At 31.6% G+C, this 17,152-nt stretch carries 7 protein-coding genes; 6 read left to right on the forward strand and 1 reads right to left on the reverse strand.

What is annotated here, in order from left to right; genetic code table 11:
- Nucleotides 1-607: 607 nt before the first annotated feature.
- The gene (locus IKS50_RS07205; protein ID WP_292847632.1) at nt 608-1,507 is read left to right on the forward strand and encodes a tetratricopeptide repeat protein; all 900 of its coding nucleotides are present in this window, start codon (nt 608-610) and stop codon (nt 1,505-1,507) included.
- Nucleotides 1,508-1,520: 13 nt separating this feature from the next.
- Here the strand turns inward: IKS50_RS07205 and IKS50_RS07210 are convergent, their stop codons facing one another.
- Nucleotides 1,521-3,557 (reverse strand): right-handed parallel beta-helix repeat-containing protein, encoded by a 2,037-nt coding sequence (locus tag IKS50_RS07210; protein ID WP_292847635.1) that lies wholly within the window; start codon nt 3,555-3,557, stop codon nt 1,521-1,523.
- A 650-nt stretch (nt 3,558-4,207) separates the two neighbouring features.
- Between IKS50_RS07210 and IKS50_RS07215 the strand changes: the two genes are divergently transcribed.
- The 5 genes from IKS50_RS07215 (at nt 4,208) to IKS50_RS07235 (ending at nt 17,130) form a co-directional block, all read left to right on the forward strand.
- Complete coding sequence (locus IKS50_RS07215) at nt 4,208-5,332, forward strand: hypothetical protein (protein WP_292847637.1); 1,125 nt, start codon at nt 4,208-4,210, stop codon at nt 5,330-5,332.
- Nucleotides 5,333-5,408: 76 nt separating this feature from the next.
- Nucleotides 5,409-9,176 (forward strand): PKD domain-containing protein, encoded by a 3,768-nt coding sequence (locus tag IKS50_RS07220; RefSeq protein ID WP_292847640.1) that lies wholly within the window; start codon nt 5,409-5,411, stop codon nt 9,174-9,176.
- 167 nt (nt 9,177-9,343) lie between these two features.
- Nucleotides 9,344-15,907 (forward strand): PKD domain-containing protein, encoded by a 6,564-nt coding sequence (locus tag IKS50_RS07225; RefSeq protein WP_292847643.1) that lies wholly within the window; start codon nt 9,344-9,346, stop codon nt 15,905-15,907.
- 260 nt (nt 15,908-16,167) lie between these two features.
- On the forward strand, nt 16,168-16,806 hold the full coding sequence (locus IKS50_RS07230; RefSeq protein ID WP_292847646.1) for a MotA/TolQ/ExbB proton channel family protein: 639 nt from the start codon (nt 16,168-16,170) through the stop codon (nt 16,804-16,806).
- A gap of 6 nt (nt 16,807-16,812) precedes the next feature.
- Nucleotides 16,813-17,130: a DUF2149 domain-containing protein gene (locus IKS50_RS07235; RefSeq protein WP_292847649.1), complete on the forward strand. Its 318-nt coding sequence runs from the start codon at nt 16,813-16,815 to the stop codon at nt 17,128-17,130.
- Nucleotides 17,131-17,152: the final 22 nt, after the last annotated feature.

Here is a 17,152-nt window from a genome sequence, read left to right on the forward strand (position 1 = left end):
CTTATTCATGTTAGAAAATTTTAAAAAATATGTTTCAATTGTCTTTTTAATATCATTATCGATTTCTTTAATCTTTAACATCGTTAATTTTAATTTAAAGGATTTTATCAAAACATTACTAGAATCAATGATTTTATTGTATTTTGCTATGAGTTTAATAATTCATTTCACTTATAGACTTAAGGGCATTGATAAATGGGACGAGTTTTTTTATAAATTAATCATTATTGATACTGTATTTTTTTGTATATTGATTTTGCTTGAAAAATATAAGATACTTGGATGATGCATTATGGATGAAGAAAATAATATTTTAGTTTTATATCTATTTGTGATATTTTTAGGTATATTTATTGTATCCAGTTATTTCATTATTTTTCAACGTTCAATTGAGTGTTATATAATCATGGTTTTGCTTTCAGACAGTATTTTATTAATATTTTATGATTTTTTATCCAGGAACAAGTATGAATTGTTTAATAAGACATTGAATTTCAAATCATTCTTTTTAATCTGGGCAGTATTCTTTGTAATTTTTTCCTTAATTCTTTTTCCGAAAAATCGGCTAGACAAGTATTTTTAAGTATCAAATATGAGGGGATTTGACATGTTAAAAAAACATTCTTCGAAATATCTTTTAAAAAAGGCTAAACATTATTCTGATAATTTCAATAACAGAAAAGCCATTACTTATCTTGATAAGCTTTTAAGTTTGGATAGGGATAATTTAGATGCCTTATTATTGAAGGGTTTAAGTCATGCGTTCCTGTTTGAAAAGGATGAATCTCTTGATTGTTTTAATAGGGCTTTAGAAATTGATTCCAATAATTTGAATGTCTATCTTAAAAAGGGGGTAGCATGTTATTATCTTGAAGAATATGAATTGGCAATCAGTGCTTTTAATAAAATTATTGAAACAGTTCCTGATGAGCCATTTTCACTAAATCATATCGGGTCTTGTTATTTGTATTTAAATGAATATGACAGGGCATTCACATATTTTGATAAAGTTTTAACAGATGATAGTGAAAATACGGATGCGTTGCTAAATATGAGTCTCTATTATAATGAGCTGGAAATGTATGATGAGTCTCTGGATTGTCTCAACAGACTTCTTAAAATCAATCCCTGTGTTGGGGCAGCATTTTTACAAATGTCAAATGTCTATAAAAACAAAGGTGATTATCCAAAAGCAATTGAATGCATTGATAATGTATTAAAGCAAAATCCAAATGACTTGATGTCTCAGATAACAAAATATCTGTTACATGCTTACAATGGTGAATATGAATTATCATTAAATGGTTTTAAAAGCATTTCAGTTAGTGATTTTGATAATCATGGTATGATTAGCATGTATTATAGTTATTATGGGTATGCATTGGAAGAAATGGGAAAATACACAGAAGCGATAAATATTTATGATGAATACTTAAGAAAATATGATAAATTTCCCACTAAAGAAATCGAAGAACAGAAGAATAGAATATTAAATAAAAAAATGTAAAATAGCATTTAAGCTATTTTACGACAATTTTACTTGTAACACTTTTTGCAGTGTAGTATGCATCACCTGCAAACTTGGTTGTTGCCTTGAAGGTTCCTTTTTTAGTCAATTTAACCTTAAAGGTTGCAACACCTTTACTGTTTGTTTTTTCAGTATATGTCTTACCGTTAACCTTCATGGTGACTTTCTTAGATTTAAGAACTTTACCGGTATTGTCCTTTAAAACTGCTGTAACCTTTTTGGTTGCGGACTTTTTAAAGGTCTTTTTGGCCACTGTAAGTTTAGTTGCCTGTTTTGCAATGTTTATGGTGGATGTCTGAACGCATCCATGATATGTTGAATCTCCACTGAAAGATAATGTAACAGGGTATTTTCCTGCAGTATTAATCGGCAGGCTAAAGCTTGCAACACCATTGCCGTTGGTATTTGCAGTATAGATTTTACCGTTGAAACTAATACTAACACTTTTACTTGCTAAGGCTTTGCCTGATGCATCCTTAAGTGTAAACTTATAAACACTGCCTTTGGCACTTGCTGCATTAACACTTAAACTGCCTGCAGATATCTGTGTTATAATCTGTTGAGGATTAACCTGCAGTGTAGTTGTGAGTGTAGTGCGGTAGTATTGTGATGAGCCGGAATATGTCAAATCCAGTTTCACTTCATTGGAAAGCCCTTCAATATAGATGTGACCGTACTGGTCGGTGGTCTGTGATTTGCTTGAACCACTGTTTATGCGGTATGAAATCTTTTCACCGACAATGCTTTTGCCACCTGCATCATTAAGCTCAACAACGCATTTTCCGTCTTTTACATAAACAATTGACATATAAGTTGAAAGTTGGGCTTTTGGAATCAGCAGATCGCCTGTGGTTTCGTTGTAGGTGATGCTTTCAAATTCCAGACGGAACTTTTCAATGCCCGGAATGTCTGTGAAGTTATTGTCCTTAAGTATGACGTCACCTGAAGGATCAATTGAAAGACTTGTAACTATTATTAAATGGTAGAATATTACTGAAGCCTCATCAACTGATGTGTCTAGCTTTTTAACGGTGTTTCCGGTAATGTTTAAATCACCTATTACAGACGGGAAACCGTGTGCTGTGTTTTCAGCTTCTGAGTAAATTATCCGGTTGTTGCTTTTGACAATGAACTCGTTACCGGTGATTTCAATATTGCTTGATGCCTTTTGAAGACCGATGTATGGCCTGTCCTGTATATCGACAGTAGCATAACCTGAGTATTCCTTACCTCCTGCAGTATAGTTATAGAAGTAGGTTTCATTAATCATACCGCAGGTAATGAAACGGTTGTTTCTGATTTTATTTCCGTCGGTTGATGCACCGCCGTAAAATATTGCAAAAGTGTTGTTTATGAAGGTATTGTTTTCAATCAGGGCATTGCTTGAAGTTGAAGCAATGCTTAAACTGTCATAAATCTGACCGTCAAAGGTATTGTTTATGATGTTCATGTTCTTTGATCCCATAAGCTGAATCGCCTTGGTACCGGTACCCTCCATGCTGCTAACACTTGTAGTTGCACCGTTGAAATAGGAATTTCTCACTGTAGAATCATGAGATGTGGTAAACTCAACGCCATACTCATAATTTAAAAACCTGCAGTTGGTGATTAGGATATTACTTGATACATGAACGTTAATCGCTTTTCCGGTAATTTCACCATTGTATCCTGGTAATTCTTTCGGGTTAATGAATGTCAAACCGTCAATAGTAATGTCACTGGCAGACTGGATATTGAATACTGCTCTGGTTGAATTACCTATGATGGTAACATTGTTTCCTTTAATTGTAACTTTCTTGTTGATGTCAATAGTGTCACTTTTAAGATTATATTCCTTATTGTCTCCTAGGTTTATTGTATCTCCATCACTGGCTTTGTTTATTGCATTTTCAATTGCAGTTGTGTTGGCGCCGTCAACATTGATATTGGATGTTAATGTGTCTGTCTGGTTTGATGCCTCAACACTGCTTAAGGTTAATGCGATAAGGCAAATTAAGAGGATGGAAATACAAATTTTTTTGTATTTCATTTTATTAATCTCCAAATTAAGAGATTTTTCGCATCGGGTTTTAAGTAAATTTAGGCATTTATTTGTTCACATCGGGAGGTGACATGATAGTTTTTGCCCATATAATAATATTATAAAATCGTTCAATATAAATATTATTATAACGATTACTATTTTGAATTAACTATATTTTAGTGAATTTATTAATTATGATTGTAATTTTTGCAATTATTTTGTTCAGTTTTTAGTAGTGTTTTAAAACTATATTCATTTTTTTCTAGATTAAAACAATCATTTAACCATATTCCAAACGCCCCCCCCCCGAAGTGTTCATTTAGTCTATGGTGAATTTTAAGCTATTGGATTGTAAATTAAAGCGAATATTTTAAATATGCACATCGGATATATATAATAAATGATATGTACTGGGTTACATATCATAAAAATAAAAATTAAGAATTTCGTATCGGGATGTAAAAAAAGTTAGAGGTAAAATATAATAAAATTAATCTAAAATGTTTGACGGCATTTTATGTTTTTCTCCTTTAATTAATTATTGAAATGAATGTTAATTCATAACAAAAGGCAGAATAAACAAATTAACCAATTATATTAAACCTCTACTTATTTTATTTGATACATGTTCTTAATAAACCTTAAGGTGAAAAATTATGTTTCAAAAAAAATATAGTTTATTGATTGCACTATTAGTGTTAGCAATCTTTGCTGTAGGTAGCGTATCTGCAGCTGATAATATAACCGCTGATAGTGATGTACCTGCTGATGACATCGCAGTAGATGATGTATCAGCAGATTTGACAGATGAACAAAAGGAAACAACATCTGATATAGAAGCAGATGTAGCTGATGAAACTGAAAACCTTAGAACAACTTCATATCACGTTAATAATAGTATGGATTTAACTACTATTCAGGGTTATATTGATAATGCTGCTGATGGTTCAACTATTTATTTTGATGCTGGAAATTATACTGGCGTAACTTTAACCTTAACTAAAAGTAATGTAGTTTATAGTGGATATGGAGCTAATTTAACTGGAACTGGATCTAACCATGTTTTCAATTTAGCAAATAACTTAAATAATTTCACAATCTGTGGATTCAATATAAATGTAAACGATAATTCAGATGAATATTCTGCAATTTATGGTTCTTTTATATCTAATGGAAATATTAATCATAATACTTTCTACAATGGAGCTAATGGAATCAATATTAATAAAAAATATGACAATATGACTGTAGAAGATAATATTATTTATGGCATGACTAATGATGGAATATCATTCGCTCAACCTAACTCAAACAGTAACATTAACACACTTGGAAATACTTACATCTCCAGAAATAATATTACCAACTGTAAATATGGTATCTTTGTAGGAGGTAATTTCAAAGGAGTTATTTCCGATAACAATATTGTAGTCAATGATGGTAGGTCAACTCCTACCTGGGGAATTCAATCTGCAGGTAAGAAACCTGGGGCAATAAGTAATATTGTAGCTAATATAACTGGAAACACAATTACTGGTGTTCAAACTGGAATTGAATTTATTAATATGACTGTAATTAGTTTGAATATTAATTATAATAATATTACTACTGTATCTAATACAACATACACAATTGATTATGGTACTAATTTCTCTGTAGCTGCAAATGGTGAATTCTACATGTATTATAATAGATTATGTGGAAAAATAAAGAAATCTTTATTAGATTTATGCACTGATTATTATAATTATTGTGATGGGGATGTTGACCTAAATAATTAATTATATGGGATGTTGGAGGTTGGAAAAATTTAATTTTAATCACTTCCAAACCTCAACATTTTTTCACGTGATATTTATGAAAAAATATTGTATATTTTTATTTTTTCTCTTTTTCATCTTAATTTCATCTGTTAGTGCAGCCTCTAATATTGAGAATATTACTCTTGATAACTATAATGGGTTTTTAGAAGAATCAGACATGGATTCATTGTCAATTAGTCCAATTAACGATGAAATTTCTGTAAGTGAAAATGAAGATATTTTAACCTCCTCAGAAGAGTTAATTACTAATCCAAATTTTGATGATGCTATAGATTATGGAAATGGAAATGTATCTATCTCTGGTTGGACTTATACTCCAGCTAGCAATGGTAAAGGGACAATAAAAGTTGAAAATGATGGTGATGAACATGGAAACTATATTCGTTTATCAAATACACAAGGAGGTTTCTCATCAATTGATAGAATATCTGCATTATCTCAAAAAATAGATTTAACCAATATATTAAATATTACTTTTGAAATAAAAAAAGGAGGGCAAAATGTAGGGTATAATTTTGATGAAATTAATGTCCAAACTAATATGAGAATAGATACTTCGTTACCATTAAATCAATGGGTTAATTATACAATTGATACTTCAAGTTTGACTGGTGTCCATGAGTTATTTTTAATATCCGCACAAATACGTGATGGTTTTTGTATTGATTCATTTACATATTGTCTAGAAGAAAGCAAAGCAGATGTTGAAATTAATAATTATGTAAATAATCCAGTAAAGTTTAATTATACAACAACAGATAATATTACTAATTGGTTTTGGGATTTTGGAGATGGAACATATAGTAATCTCTCCAATCCAGTACATACTTATTCAGAGATTGGAACATATAATGCAAAATTAACAATGTCTAATGATACTGATTCAAAAAATATTTCTTATTCTGTTGATATTATTGAAAAGGTTATTGCTGATTTTAATTATTATGAGCCTTATAGTAATAGGGTGGATTTCACTGATTTATCATCCGGTAATCCAATATCTTGGACATGGGATTGGGGTGATGGAAAAACTAGTACTTATTACTCCAAAAATTCATTCTTCTATTATTATTCTTCAGGTGCTTTGGGAAGTTTTGATGTAACATTAACAGTTACAGATAAATTTGGAAATACAAGTTCTATTACTAAAAAAGGCATTGTTAAATTTTATAATTCAGTAGCTTATCCTATTAGTGTTGATAGTTTTGAGAATAGTGCTGATGGTTGGACATTAGGTGATGGCGCTAGTTTATCAACTGATTTCCATCAAGGTAATGATGGAAAATATAGTATTGGTTTAAGTGAAGACACATATATTGAAAAGATTATTAATTTTGACAATATTGATTCAATTAGTCTTTATGCATACAGTACTCATGAATCTGGTGGTTTAAGATATATTAATTTATATATTGATGGAAATCAGGTTGTTCATGATGGAATTTATCATTATGGTTGGAGTCCAATTTCATACTCAACTAGTAATTTAGTTGGAAACCATAACGTTACATTAAAATCTAATGATGGAGTCTATTTTGATACTATCACTTTAAAGACTAATTCCTATTATTTAGCTAACTTCACAACTGCTATCACAGATATTAATGGTGAAGATATTACTGTTAAATTCACTGATAATTCCTATGGTACTTATAATGGGTTCTTATGGACTTTTGATGGTGAAAATACAAGCACTTTACAAAATCCGACATTCACATTTAAGAAAGGAACTCACACTGTAACTTTAATTATTTATCGTGATGGAATTAAAATGAGTTCAATTACTAAAGATTTGAACTTGGATCTTCCAACTATTGCAGATAATAGTTATGCTACCATACAAGAAGCAATTAATGCAGCTAACGCTAATGATGTAATTGATATTCCTAATATGGATTATAAATTTAGTGAAAATCTGTTAATCAATAAATCTTTAACTTTAAACTTTAATGGTGCAGTTTTATCTGCTAAAGATACATCAATTCCATTGTTTAACATTACTGAAGGTGCAACTGTAACTGTAACTAATATTGGTTTAGACAAAGACACTACTTTAGTAACTGATAGTAATTCTAAATTAATTATTAGGGATTCTGATATTGGTGTTAATTTAGCTTTAAGTGAAGGTAATGTTGATTTATTGGATGATTCATTTAATAATTCTGTTTTAACTATTGCTGCTAATACTAACATTGCTAATTCAACAATTAGCAGTGGTGCAGTCATTGTCAATAATGGCAAATCTAAAATCTTCAACACAACAATCAATGGTTGTGATGTTGCTATTACACAAACTGCAGGAGAACTAGACATCATCAGTAACGTAATTACAGATAATAATATTGCTATTAACGTAACTGGAGGTACTAAAACTAACATTGAATATAACCTTATTTACTCTAATGCTAAATTTGGTTTGGTTTATGTTGGTGAAAATGTAACTAACGCTAATAACTGGTGGGGAAATAAAGATGAACCATCAAGTTTCAATGGCAAAAACTTATCCGACAGTTACTATGATATTTACAGGTTAGGAGAAGATAGTCCATTATTCAATTCTTATTTAACATTAACATTCAATGTTTCTGAAAATATGATGGAAACTAACAAGGACTATCAGGTAAGCATTGAAGCATTAACTGATAAAGGTGAAAAAGTCACTGGTTATCTTAAAACTATTGATTTGGAAATCACCTCAGATGGTAATATTTATCATGCTGTTTTAGAAAATGGTGTTGGTAAATTTACAATAACTGCTCCTAATGTTGAAGCAAACAACCTCACATTAACAGTGGATGGAAATAATTATCTTTTAAACACTCCTGTAAAAGAAATCGTGACCAGTATTATTAAAATAACTGGTGTTGATGGAAATCTTACAGTTCATGGAGTTTTAAAAGATTCCAAAGGTAATGTTCTCGGTAATGCCATTGTCAACTATAAAATCGGTAATGACGAAGTGCAAAACACAACCACCAACCCTGATGGCGAATTTACTTTAAAAGCTGTTAATGGTGCAACTGTCAGCGTATCTTATGATGGTAATTCATATACTATTGGATCTGATGATTCCATTACTTTAAGTGATATTGCTTCCAATCAGGAAGATAATAAGACAGTTTCTGAGTTGCAAACACAATTAAAAGATGCTCAGGATAATGCTTCTCAATTGAATGATAAATTGGATAATTTAACAGTTCAATTAAACGAAGCTCAAAAAACAATCCAAAACTTATCCAGTGATATTTCCACAACTGTCAGTGCAAATGATTTAACAATCAAAGCTTTAGACAGTGGAAACATACAGGTAACACTTAAAGACGCCAATAATAACCTATTAACTAATAAAAGCGTTCAGGTTATTATTAATGGAGTTACTTATACTGGAACCACCAATAATAATGGAATTGCAAGCATTAATGTTAAATTTGCAAGTGCAGGCACATATAATGCTGTTGTATCATTCCTGGGTGATGACAAGTATAAAGGATCAATCAGCACCAGTAAAGTTGTTGTAAATAAAAAAGCAGCTGCTTTAACTGTTAAAAAAGCAACCTTGAAGGTTAAGAAGGTTAAAAAGATTAAAGTTACTTTAAAATCTGATGGTAAAGCTGTAGCTGGTAAAACCATTACTATTAAAGTTAACAAGAAAACTTTCAAAGCCAAGACTAACAAGAATGGTGTGGCCACTATTAAAGTTAAAGTTACCAAGAAAGGTAAGTTTAATGCTGTTGTTAAATTCGCAGGTGATAATACCTACAAAGGAGTAACAAAGAAAGTAAAATTAAATGTTAAAAAATAAGAAAAAATATTCTTTTCTTATTTTTTTTATTTATTTTTTTTAAAGGGTGTATGGTGCTCATAATGTTTGGGTTTGAGTCCTAAGGGTGCCGCAAAACAAAATATATTGTTGAATTTTTTAAAAAATTTAATTATATAAAAAAAACTAATGGTAAAAATGGTGTTTTTATGAATGTTGAAAAGTTTTTAATTGTTTTATTTGTTTTAATTACTTTTCTATTAATGTCTGTAGGTGGGGTTTTCGCTGAAGATAATATAGTTAATGAAACATTACAAGTTAATAATGCTTCAGCTGATTCAGTGCTTATGGATGATTCTTTGTATGAAAACAACAATCCAAATCAAAATAATACATTACAATCAAATGATGATGATTCTTTGGTTGCTAATTTCACAAGTGATGTAAATAAAGGCACAAATTCGTTAACTGTCAATTTCACAGACACTAGCAGTGGCAGTCCTAATGGTTGGTTGTGGGATTTTGGTGATGGAACTAACAGTACACAACAAAACCCAACACATATCTACAATCAAATCGGTTATTTCAATGTAACTTTAAAAGTATCCACTAATGATGGTTCTAGTGATAGTATTGTTAAAAATGATTTTATTCATGTGTGTTATAGTAAAGAGATTCTTTCAAATCCTGATTTTGAAGAGGGTAATAAATGGGTAGGTTGGGATTATTCTGCATCTTCAATTTATTCATTTCAAAAAAATGTTAAATCCGGTAGGCGATGTGTACAAATTGCTAATAATGGTTTTATTTCCCAAGTAGTTAATTTGGATACCGTGGATTATATTGGTTTTTGGTATAGATCCACTACACAAGGCGCTTATGTGAATGTTTTATTGGATGATGATGTTATCCAGAAATATTCTAGTAATGTTTTGGAAATGGGTATCTGGGAATTTGTTTTATTGAATTTTTCAAACGTATCTGGTTTTCATACTCTTAAGTTCGCTCAAAGTGGCGGAAATGGGTTCTTGGATTCTTTTGAGGTAATGCAAAATGATAATATTCTTGTTAATTTTACTTTAACTAGTTTCACTCTTAATGGTGATAATCTTACTTTAAGTTTCAATGATTACAGTTATGGTTTGATTGACGGTTGGCTGTGGGATTTTGGTGACAGTACTATAAGTAAAAGTCAAAATGTCACACATTCATATAAAACAGGACATTATACTGTTAGTTTAACGGTTTATAATGAAAATACTACTAAAACTATGAGATATGATGTTCCCATTAGTTTTCCAAGTATTGTGGGGTCTAGTAGGGAGTTTGGTAGTGTTCAGGAGGCTATTGATAGTGCGGTTAGTGGTGATGTGATTAATATTCCGAATAATATTTTTTACAGTCATTTTATGGAAAATCTTGTCATTGATAAAGATTTAACTTTGAATTTCTTTAACTGCACTTTACTTAGTGATGATGTCAATCATGTTATTAGTGTTGTTGATGGAGCAAATGTTATAATTAATAATATCTCTTTTAATAATGCATTATTAAAAACAGATCAATCATCAAAATTAACAATCAATCAATTAAACTCAGGAAATATTAATTTATCTACTGGAAATTTTGAATTTAGAGATACAAATTTATTAAATTCTAATATTAATATTTTAGATGCTAATTGTATTATTGATAATTGTGTTTTTAATTCTACTGGTCTTTTGGTTAATGGTGGTGAATCAAAAATATTTAATAGTATTTTTACAGGTTCTGATGTTGCTATAACTCAAACTGGTGGGAAATTGGAAATAACAAGTAATATAATATTTGGTAATAATATTGGTGTTAATGTTTCTGGTGGAATCACTAATTTATCATCTAACATGTTTTATACAAATAATGTTAGTTTAGTTTATAATTCTAGCAGTATTGTTTATGAGGATAATTGGTGGGGTTGTAATAATCCTTTTTATGTTTATTCGTCTGAATTGGTTGATTGTGATATTTTGCAATTAGGTGGAGTTGAATCTCCTTTAAACTCTTGGATAATTTTAAATATTACTCAATCAAAATACTTGGATTATGAGTATTACATTGCTGGTATTACTTATTATAATCTTACAGTTGATTTTAAACATAATAATCTTGGAAATGAGATAAAAGGTCATTTAAAGGATTTGAATTTAACTTTAACTAGTATTTTTAATCATTTTTATTATGAGTACCATCATAATGGTATGGGTAATTATTATGTTGAAAAAGTAGGTTCTGCAGTAAGTGTTGAAAGTTGTAATATTTGCGATGGTGTTGGTTGGTGTGTTTTATCATTAGGTTATTTGACCAGTGATTTTACAAGTTTAAATGTAACTGTATTGGGTAAAAATTACACTGTTTCACTCTCAAGTAACACAGTTCAACCAAATATTACTTATGTTACTCCTTACACTATTTTTGATGATAATTTGACAGTTGAGATTTGCTGTGAGGGAGAGGATGCTGTTATTTTTTATACATTGGATGGCAGTAATCCTGCTTATAGTTCTACTCGTCTAGTTTATACGGAGCCTTTTGTGGTGAACGAATCAACTACAGTGCATTATACTGTTATTGATTGTTGGGGTAATTTTCAAAAGACTCTTATTGATTCAATTAGGCATAATTATATTAGTTTCATTAAACAAGATGTTTTTGTAGAAGTATTTTCACCGGGTAGAAATATATATTATTCATTAGATGGATCTAAATTCAAGGGTAATGATGGAATTAGTAATATTGATGGTTGGAATTATTATTATCATCCTTTTGTTGTATTTAAACCAACTGAGATTTTTACTTTTGCTGAAAGTGGTTATGAGGATTATGGTGAATATTATCTTATTTTAAATGATGTATATTTGTATTTTTATTCACTTGATTTTAGTGTTAATTATATTAAAAATTCCACTTTGCATAGTCCTGATGCTGTTTGGAGTCAATATCAGGGGGACATTAATAATGCTGGTGTAACAAATTATTCTGGTCCTTTGACTAATCAGTCACATTGGATTAATAATAATGTTTTTAGTTCCGGTTCTGCTGTAGTGGATAATAAAGGACGCATTGTTATTGGAGGTAGTGACGGTTATTTATATTATTTAAATAAATTGGGTCAGGTTATTTGGAGGTATGGTACTACTAGTCGTATTATCTGTACTCCAACAATTGGCGCTGATGATAATATTTATTTCAGTAATTGGATGAATAGTAGTGTGTACTGTATTTCACCGGAAGGTGAATTGATTTGGAAATATAATCTTGGTGATTATAATACTGGTTCTAGTCCGGTATTTGGTTTAGATAACAGGTTATATGTATTGACTTCTAATGGAGTATACAGTAATATGTATGTTTTTAAGGAGGGTGTTTTACTTGAAAATCATACTATTCCTTTTATTTCTGGTTCTACTCCTGTTGTTTCTAATGATGGTTTGTTGTATTTGGTTTCAGCAAGACATGAGTTAGTTATTTTGAATTTTGATGGTTCTTTGAATCAGGCAATTTTAATTGATTCTAATGCGATGGTGACTTCTGATAATCAGAATACGCAGATTTCTGTTAGTATTGGTGATGATGGAACAATATATGTTTTGAATTATTATCGTTCAATTTATATTGAAGCTTATAGTAGTGGACGATATGAGGATAGTTATGATAGTGGTTACTTCTATCATTTTATAGTAAATGCATTTTATCCTAATGGAACTTGCAAATGGTCTACTTATATCCAGTTTGATGGAATTAAAGGATATTTAACACCTGAATTTAGAGAAGATGTTTCAGGTACTCCTACTTATTATAAAGGGGTATTGTATATTACAGGTAATGATAATTTGATTGCTGTTAATGCTTCTAATGGGAATATATTGTGGATGAAACCGATTTCTCATTGCGGTTTGACTGCTTCATCTCCATTAGTCAGTAATAATGAAATTCTATATGTTACCAGTAATAATATGGTTTATGCATTTAATTTGAGAGGTGATTTAATCTGGCAGTATACTATGGTTGGAAGTAAGTATGGTGATCCGATTAGTTTTTCCAGTCCAACATTATCAAATGACGGCACATTAATTGTTACTACTAATCAGGGCATTTATGCTTTCCGGGATCTTGCTGCTGATTTTACCTATGAGCATGTGAATGGTACTGAAGCAACTATTCAATTCATTGATAAGTCTACTAATGGTACTAATAGGTATTATTGGATGTTTGGTGATGGTAATATTTCTCGTGAGCAGAATCCGGTTCATGCTTATGCTTCTGGAGGTAAATATAATGTTGTTTTACTTGTGGAGCATAATGGTAATGTTGATTTGATGCGTAATACTACCATTGAAGTCATTTTCCATGATATTACTCCTCCAAGCAATGTATCCTATTACATTAACAATACACAGACTAGTGGTGGTGTTTTTAACCAGACACAATATGTGGCTTTGAATGCTAGTGATAGATACAGTAGTTTTGTTATTTATTATACTGTTGACGGTTCCAATCCAGTAAATAGTTCTACAACCCGAACTTACAATGCCTTGATTGAAGTTGAGGTAAATACTATTTTAAAAGCTGTTGCAGTTGATTCTGCCGGCAATTGGGGTAATGTTAGTGAAGTATTATTTAATATTACTGATGTGGTAAATGTGGAATCTACACTAGTTAGTGAGATTCAATCATTGTTGGATAATGCTGAACCGTACAGTAAGATATTGTTTGAGTATGGTGTTGTTGAGGGTGCTAATTTCACTGTAAATAAACCGTTGAATATTATTTCAAATAATAATACTAAACTTATAGGTAATGGCAATCAGCCGGTATTTACATTTACTGAAAATGCCAAAGGTTCCATTTTAAATGGTTTTGCCATTAACAATACTAATAGCGGTATTTTAATTAAGGATACTGGTAATATTACTGTTAAAAATTGTCGGGTAAATGTATCTGATGGCATTGGAATTAATATCATTAACACTGAAAACATTACAGTCAAGTCCACAGAGGTCTGTGGTTGTGAGGAAGGTATTATTGTTAATAAGTCCGATTCTACTGTATTGGATGATGTTCATGTCATTGACTGTTATAGTGATGGTATTTGGATTTACCAGTCAACAAATACTAGTGTTGTCAATTCTGTTGTTGAGGATAATGGTAAAGATCCTTATAAAGTCAACCGTGGCAATATGTTTATGGCTGATGGTATTAATGGTTTGAGATTTGTAGTCAATGTTCCGGCATCACAAAGCAGAGCCAACAATATCTTAATAGATGATTCATCAAACACTAATATACTCAACAATACCATTAACAGAGGGTATTTCGGGATTCGATTATACCACAATACTGATGGAGTGGTCATTGATAGGAATACTATTTATGAGTGTGTTGGTGATGCAATTCTTCTTTCAAATAGATATCTGAATGTGAATATTACTCATAATCTGATTGATGGCTGTTATAATGGTATTGACTTTATGGGATACAGTGAAAATGTAACTATTAAACAGAATACTATTAAATTGTTGCATGCTCACGACGGAGATTTATATAATTATCCCGTTATAATCGAACAGATGGCAGGTTATGTTTATGAAACATATTTCCCTGGTGATCAGTTCTTTAATCATCGAAATAATGGTATTCAGGTTTCTTATCCTGCACGTAATTTCGATGAGGGCAATACTATTATTGTTGATAATGTTGTTATCAGGTTATCACACAGGTCTTGGGAGGCAAGGAAATATACTGGTTATATTGATGCCGGCTGTGACAGTTACGGTTATAACCTGATGGATGGTTCTTCCAGTTACAGCTTAACCGATTTCGGTGGTGCTACCAGTTATCATGAAGGCAAGGTCGATTTGGTACTTGACCGTATTGGTGATGCAAAATTCCGCTTAAGGTTAATCAACAGATTGGATGATCATTACTTGTCTGAGATTCCTGAGTTTGATGTGATTTTCACTGCTGGTGGTTTTACTCAGACTGTTAAGTTTATTAATGATTCTGCAATTGCAGAATTTGATGTTGCTATGGCAGTCAGTGATATTGAGGCTATTATTTCAGGTGAAATCAGAAAGTCTGCCCACTTTGATATTCCTATTAGTGAAGGTTATTCATCAACCAACAGACCATATGATCCGGGTTTTGAGCGTGGTGAGGCTTATAATAATCCTGATCCTGTAATTCCGAAAATTCCTCCTGAAGAGGATGATTATAAACCGGTTAATCCAACTAATCCAGTTAATCCAGTTATTCCTGTTGTTCCCGAAGAGCCGGAGACAGGTTACGGTAATGGTACCGGCAATGGTCAGGGTAATGGAACTGGTCAGGGCACAGGTACCGGTGACGGTAACGGTTCTTCAGGCAGTTTCGGTAACGGAACTTCAAATATTTTAACTGATATTATCAGTGATACTCCAGGTATGATTGGGGATTCTGCTGAAAACATTACAGATGAGATTAAAAGTGAGAATGTTATCAGTAATGTTGAGGATTCTTCTGAAATCGGTGAGGCAACAACTACTGAAAGTTCAGATGATAGTGAAGGTATGGACCGTTCCAGAGAGGGCGGTTCTGATGCCGGTAATGGTGAAACAGTAAACGCATACGAAGTTAGTAAAGTAATTAATGTTGATGAAAGTAATTGGCAATTTGTGGCAGCTGTCATTTTATTCGCTGTAATTATAATTTTAGGTTATGGTTATAGAAGGGGTAAAAAGGATGGTGATGAATTTTAAAAATGTGTAAAAATTGGGAAAAAATATTATGTTTTTTTCTCACCGGATTACTCCTCCTCCAGATTGAATGGAGGGGGTTTAATCTGTGATTTTGTTGAATTTAAATAGAGTTTTTTCTCCTTTAAAAAAATGACATTTGGATTTTAAAAAATCTGAAAAGTTTAAAACACGTAAAAAAAGGATAGGATATTTTAAAAGTGGGGGTATTTTCCCATTTTTCATCCTATTTTTATAAATAAATATTGGGGGAGGTATGATGGATGGTTTCTTTTCCGGGTGATACTTTAATTTCTTCAGCAATGAATATTATTTCTCAAAGCTTAACCGTTCCGGTTTTGATTATTCTTTTGATTATTGTGGTTGCTTCACTCTTTTTATTGGGTGAAATAATAGCGGAGTATTTTAAAAACAAGAAAGTAAAAGTTTCAGAGATTTATGATTTGATTTTTAAAATCTCCAATGCAGCGTCAATTGAGCATTTACAGTCAATAATTATGAGTTCCAATATTGCGGACACACAAAAGAAAATTTTAACAAAAATTTCAGACACACATGCAATGAAAAAGTCTTCACGTGAGGCTGCTGCAAGGCGTCTGGTTGAAATGGAAGAGGAAAAAATCGACAAGAACTTAAACAAGACTGATATCATAACAAGGATAGGCCCGACTTTAGGTTTGATGGGAACATTGATTCCAATGGGTCCGGGGCTAGCTGCATTAGGTGCGGGAGATATCAACACTCTTGCAACTTCCTTGACATTGGCGTTCAACACAACAATTGTAGGTATCGGTTCAGGAGCTTTATGCTACGTTTTAGGAAAAATCAGAAAATCATGGTATGATAGATACTTGGCGGATTTGGATGCACTATCTGATGCGGTATTGGATTATATGGATTGATTAGAGATGGTTCGAAGAAAAAATGCAAGGCGTCAGAGAGTGGAAGAAGACCCGATGGCAGGTACCAGTAACCTTGTGGATGCGATGCTTGTAATTGCTGTTGGTTTTCTGGTGTTTGTTATTATCTCTTGGAATATGCAGGCGATGATTGATCCTGACACCAGTGTTCAGGAGCAGATGCAGAAGACTACAACAGAAATCGATCAGGGCCAACAGTTAGACCAAGCACCTGATACCAGTAACAGCTCAGGTCAGGGTTATACTGAAATGGGTAAGGTGTATAAGGATCCGGCAACGGGAAAATTAATTATGGTTGAGGGTTGACGCGCAACCCTTATTTATTTTA

The sequence above is a fragment of the Methanobrevibacter sp. genome (assembly GCF_017539065.1).
Classification (GTDB): Archaea; Methanobacteriota; Methanobacteria; order Methanobacteriales; family Methanobacteriaceae; genus Methanocatella.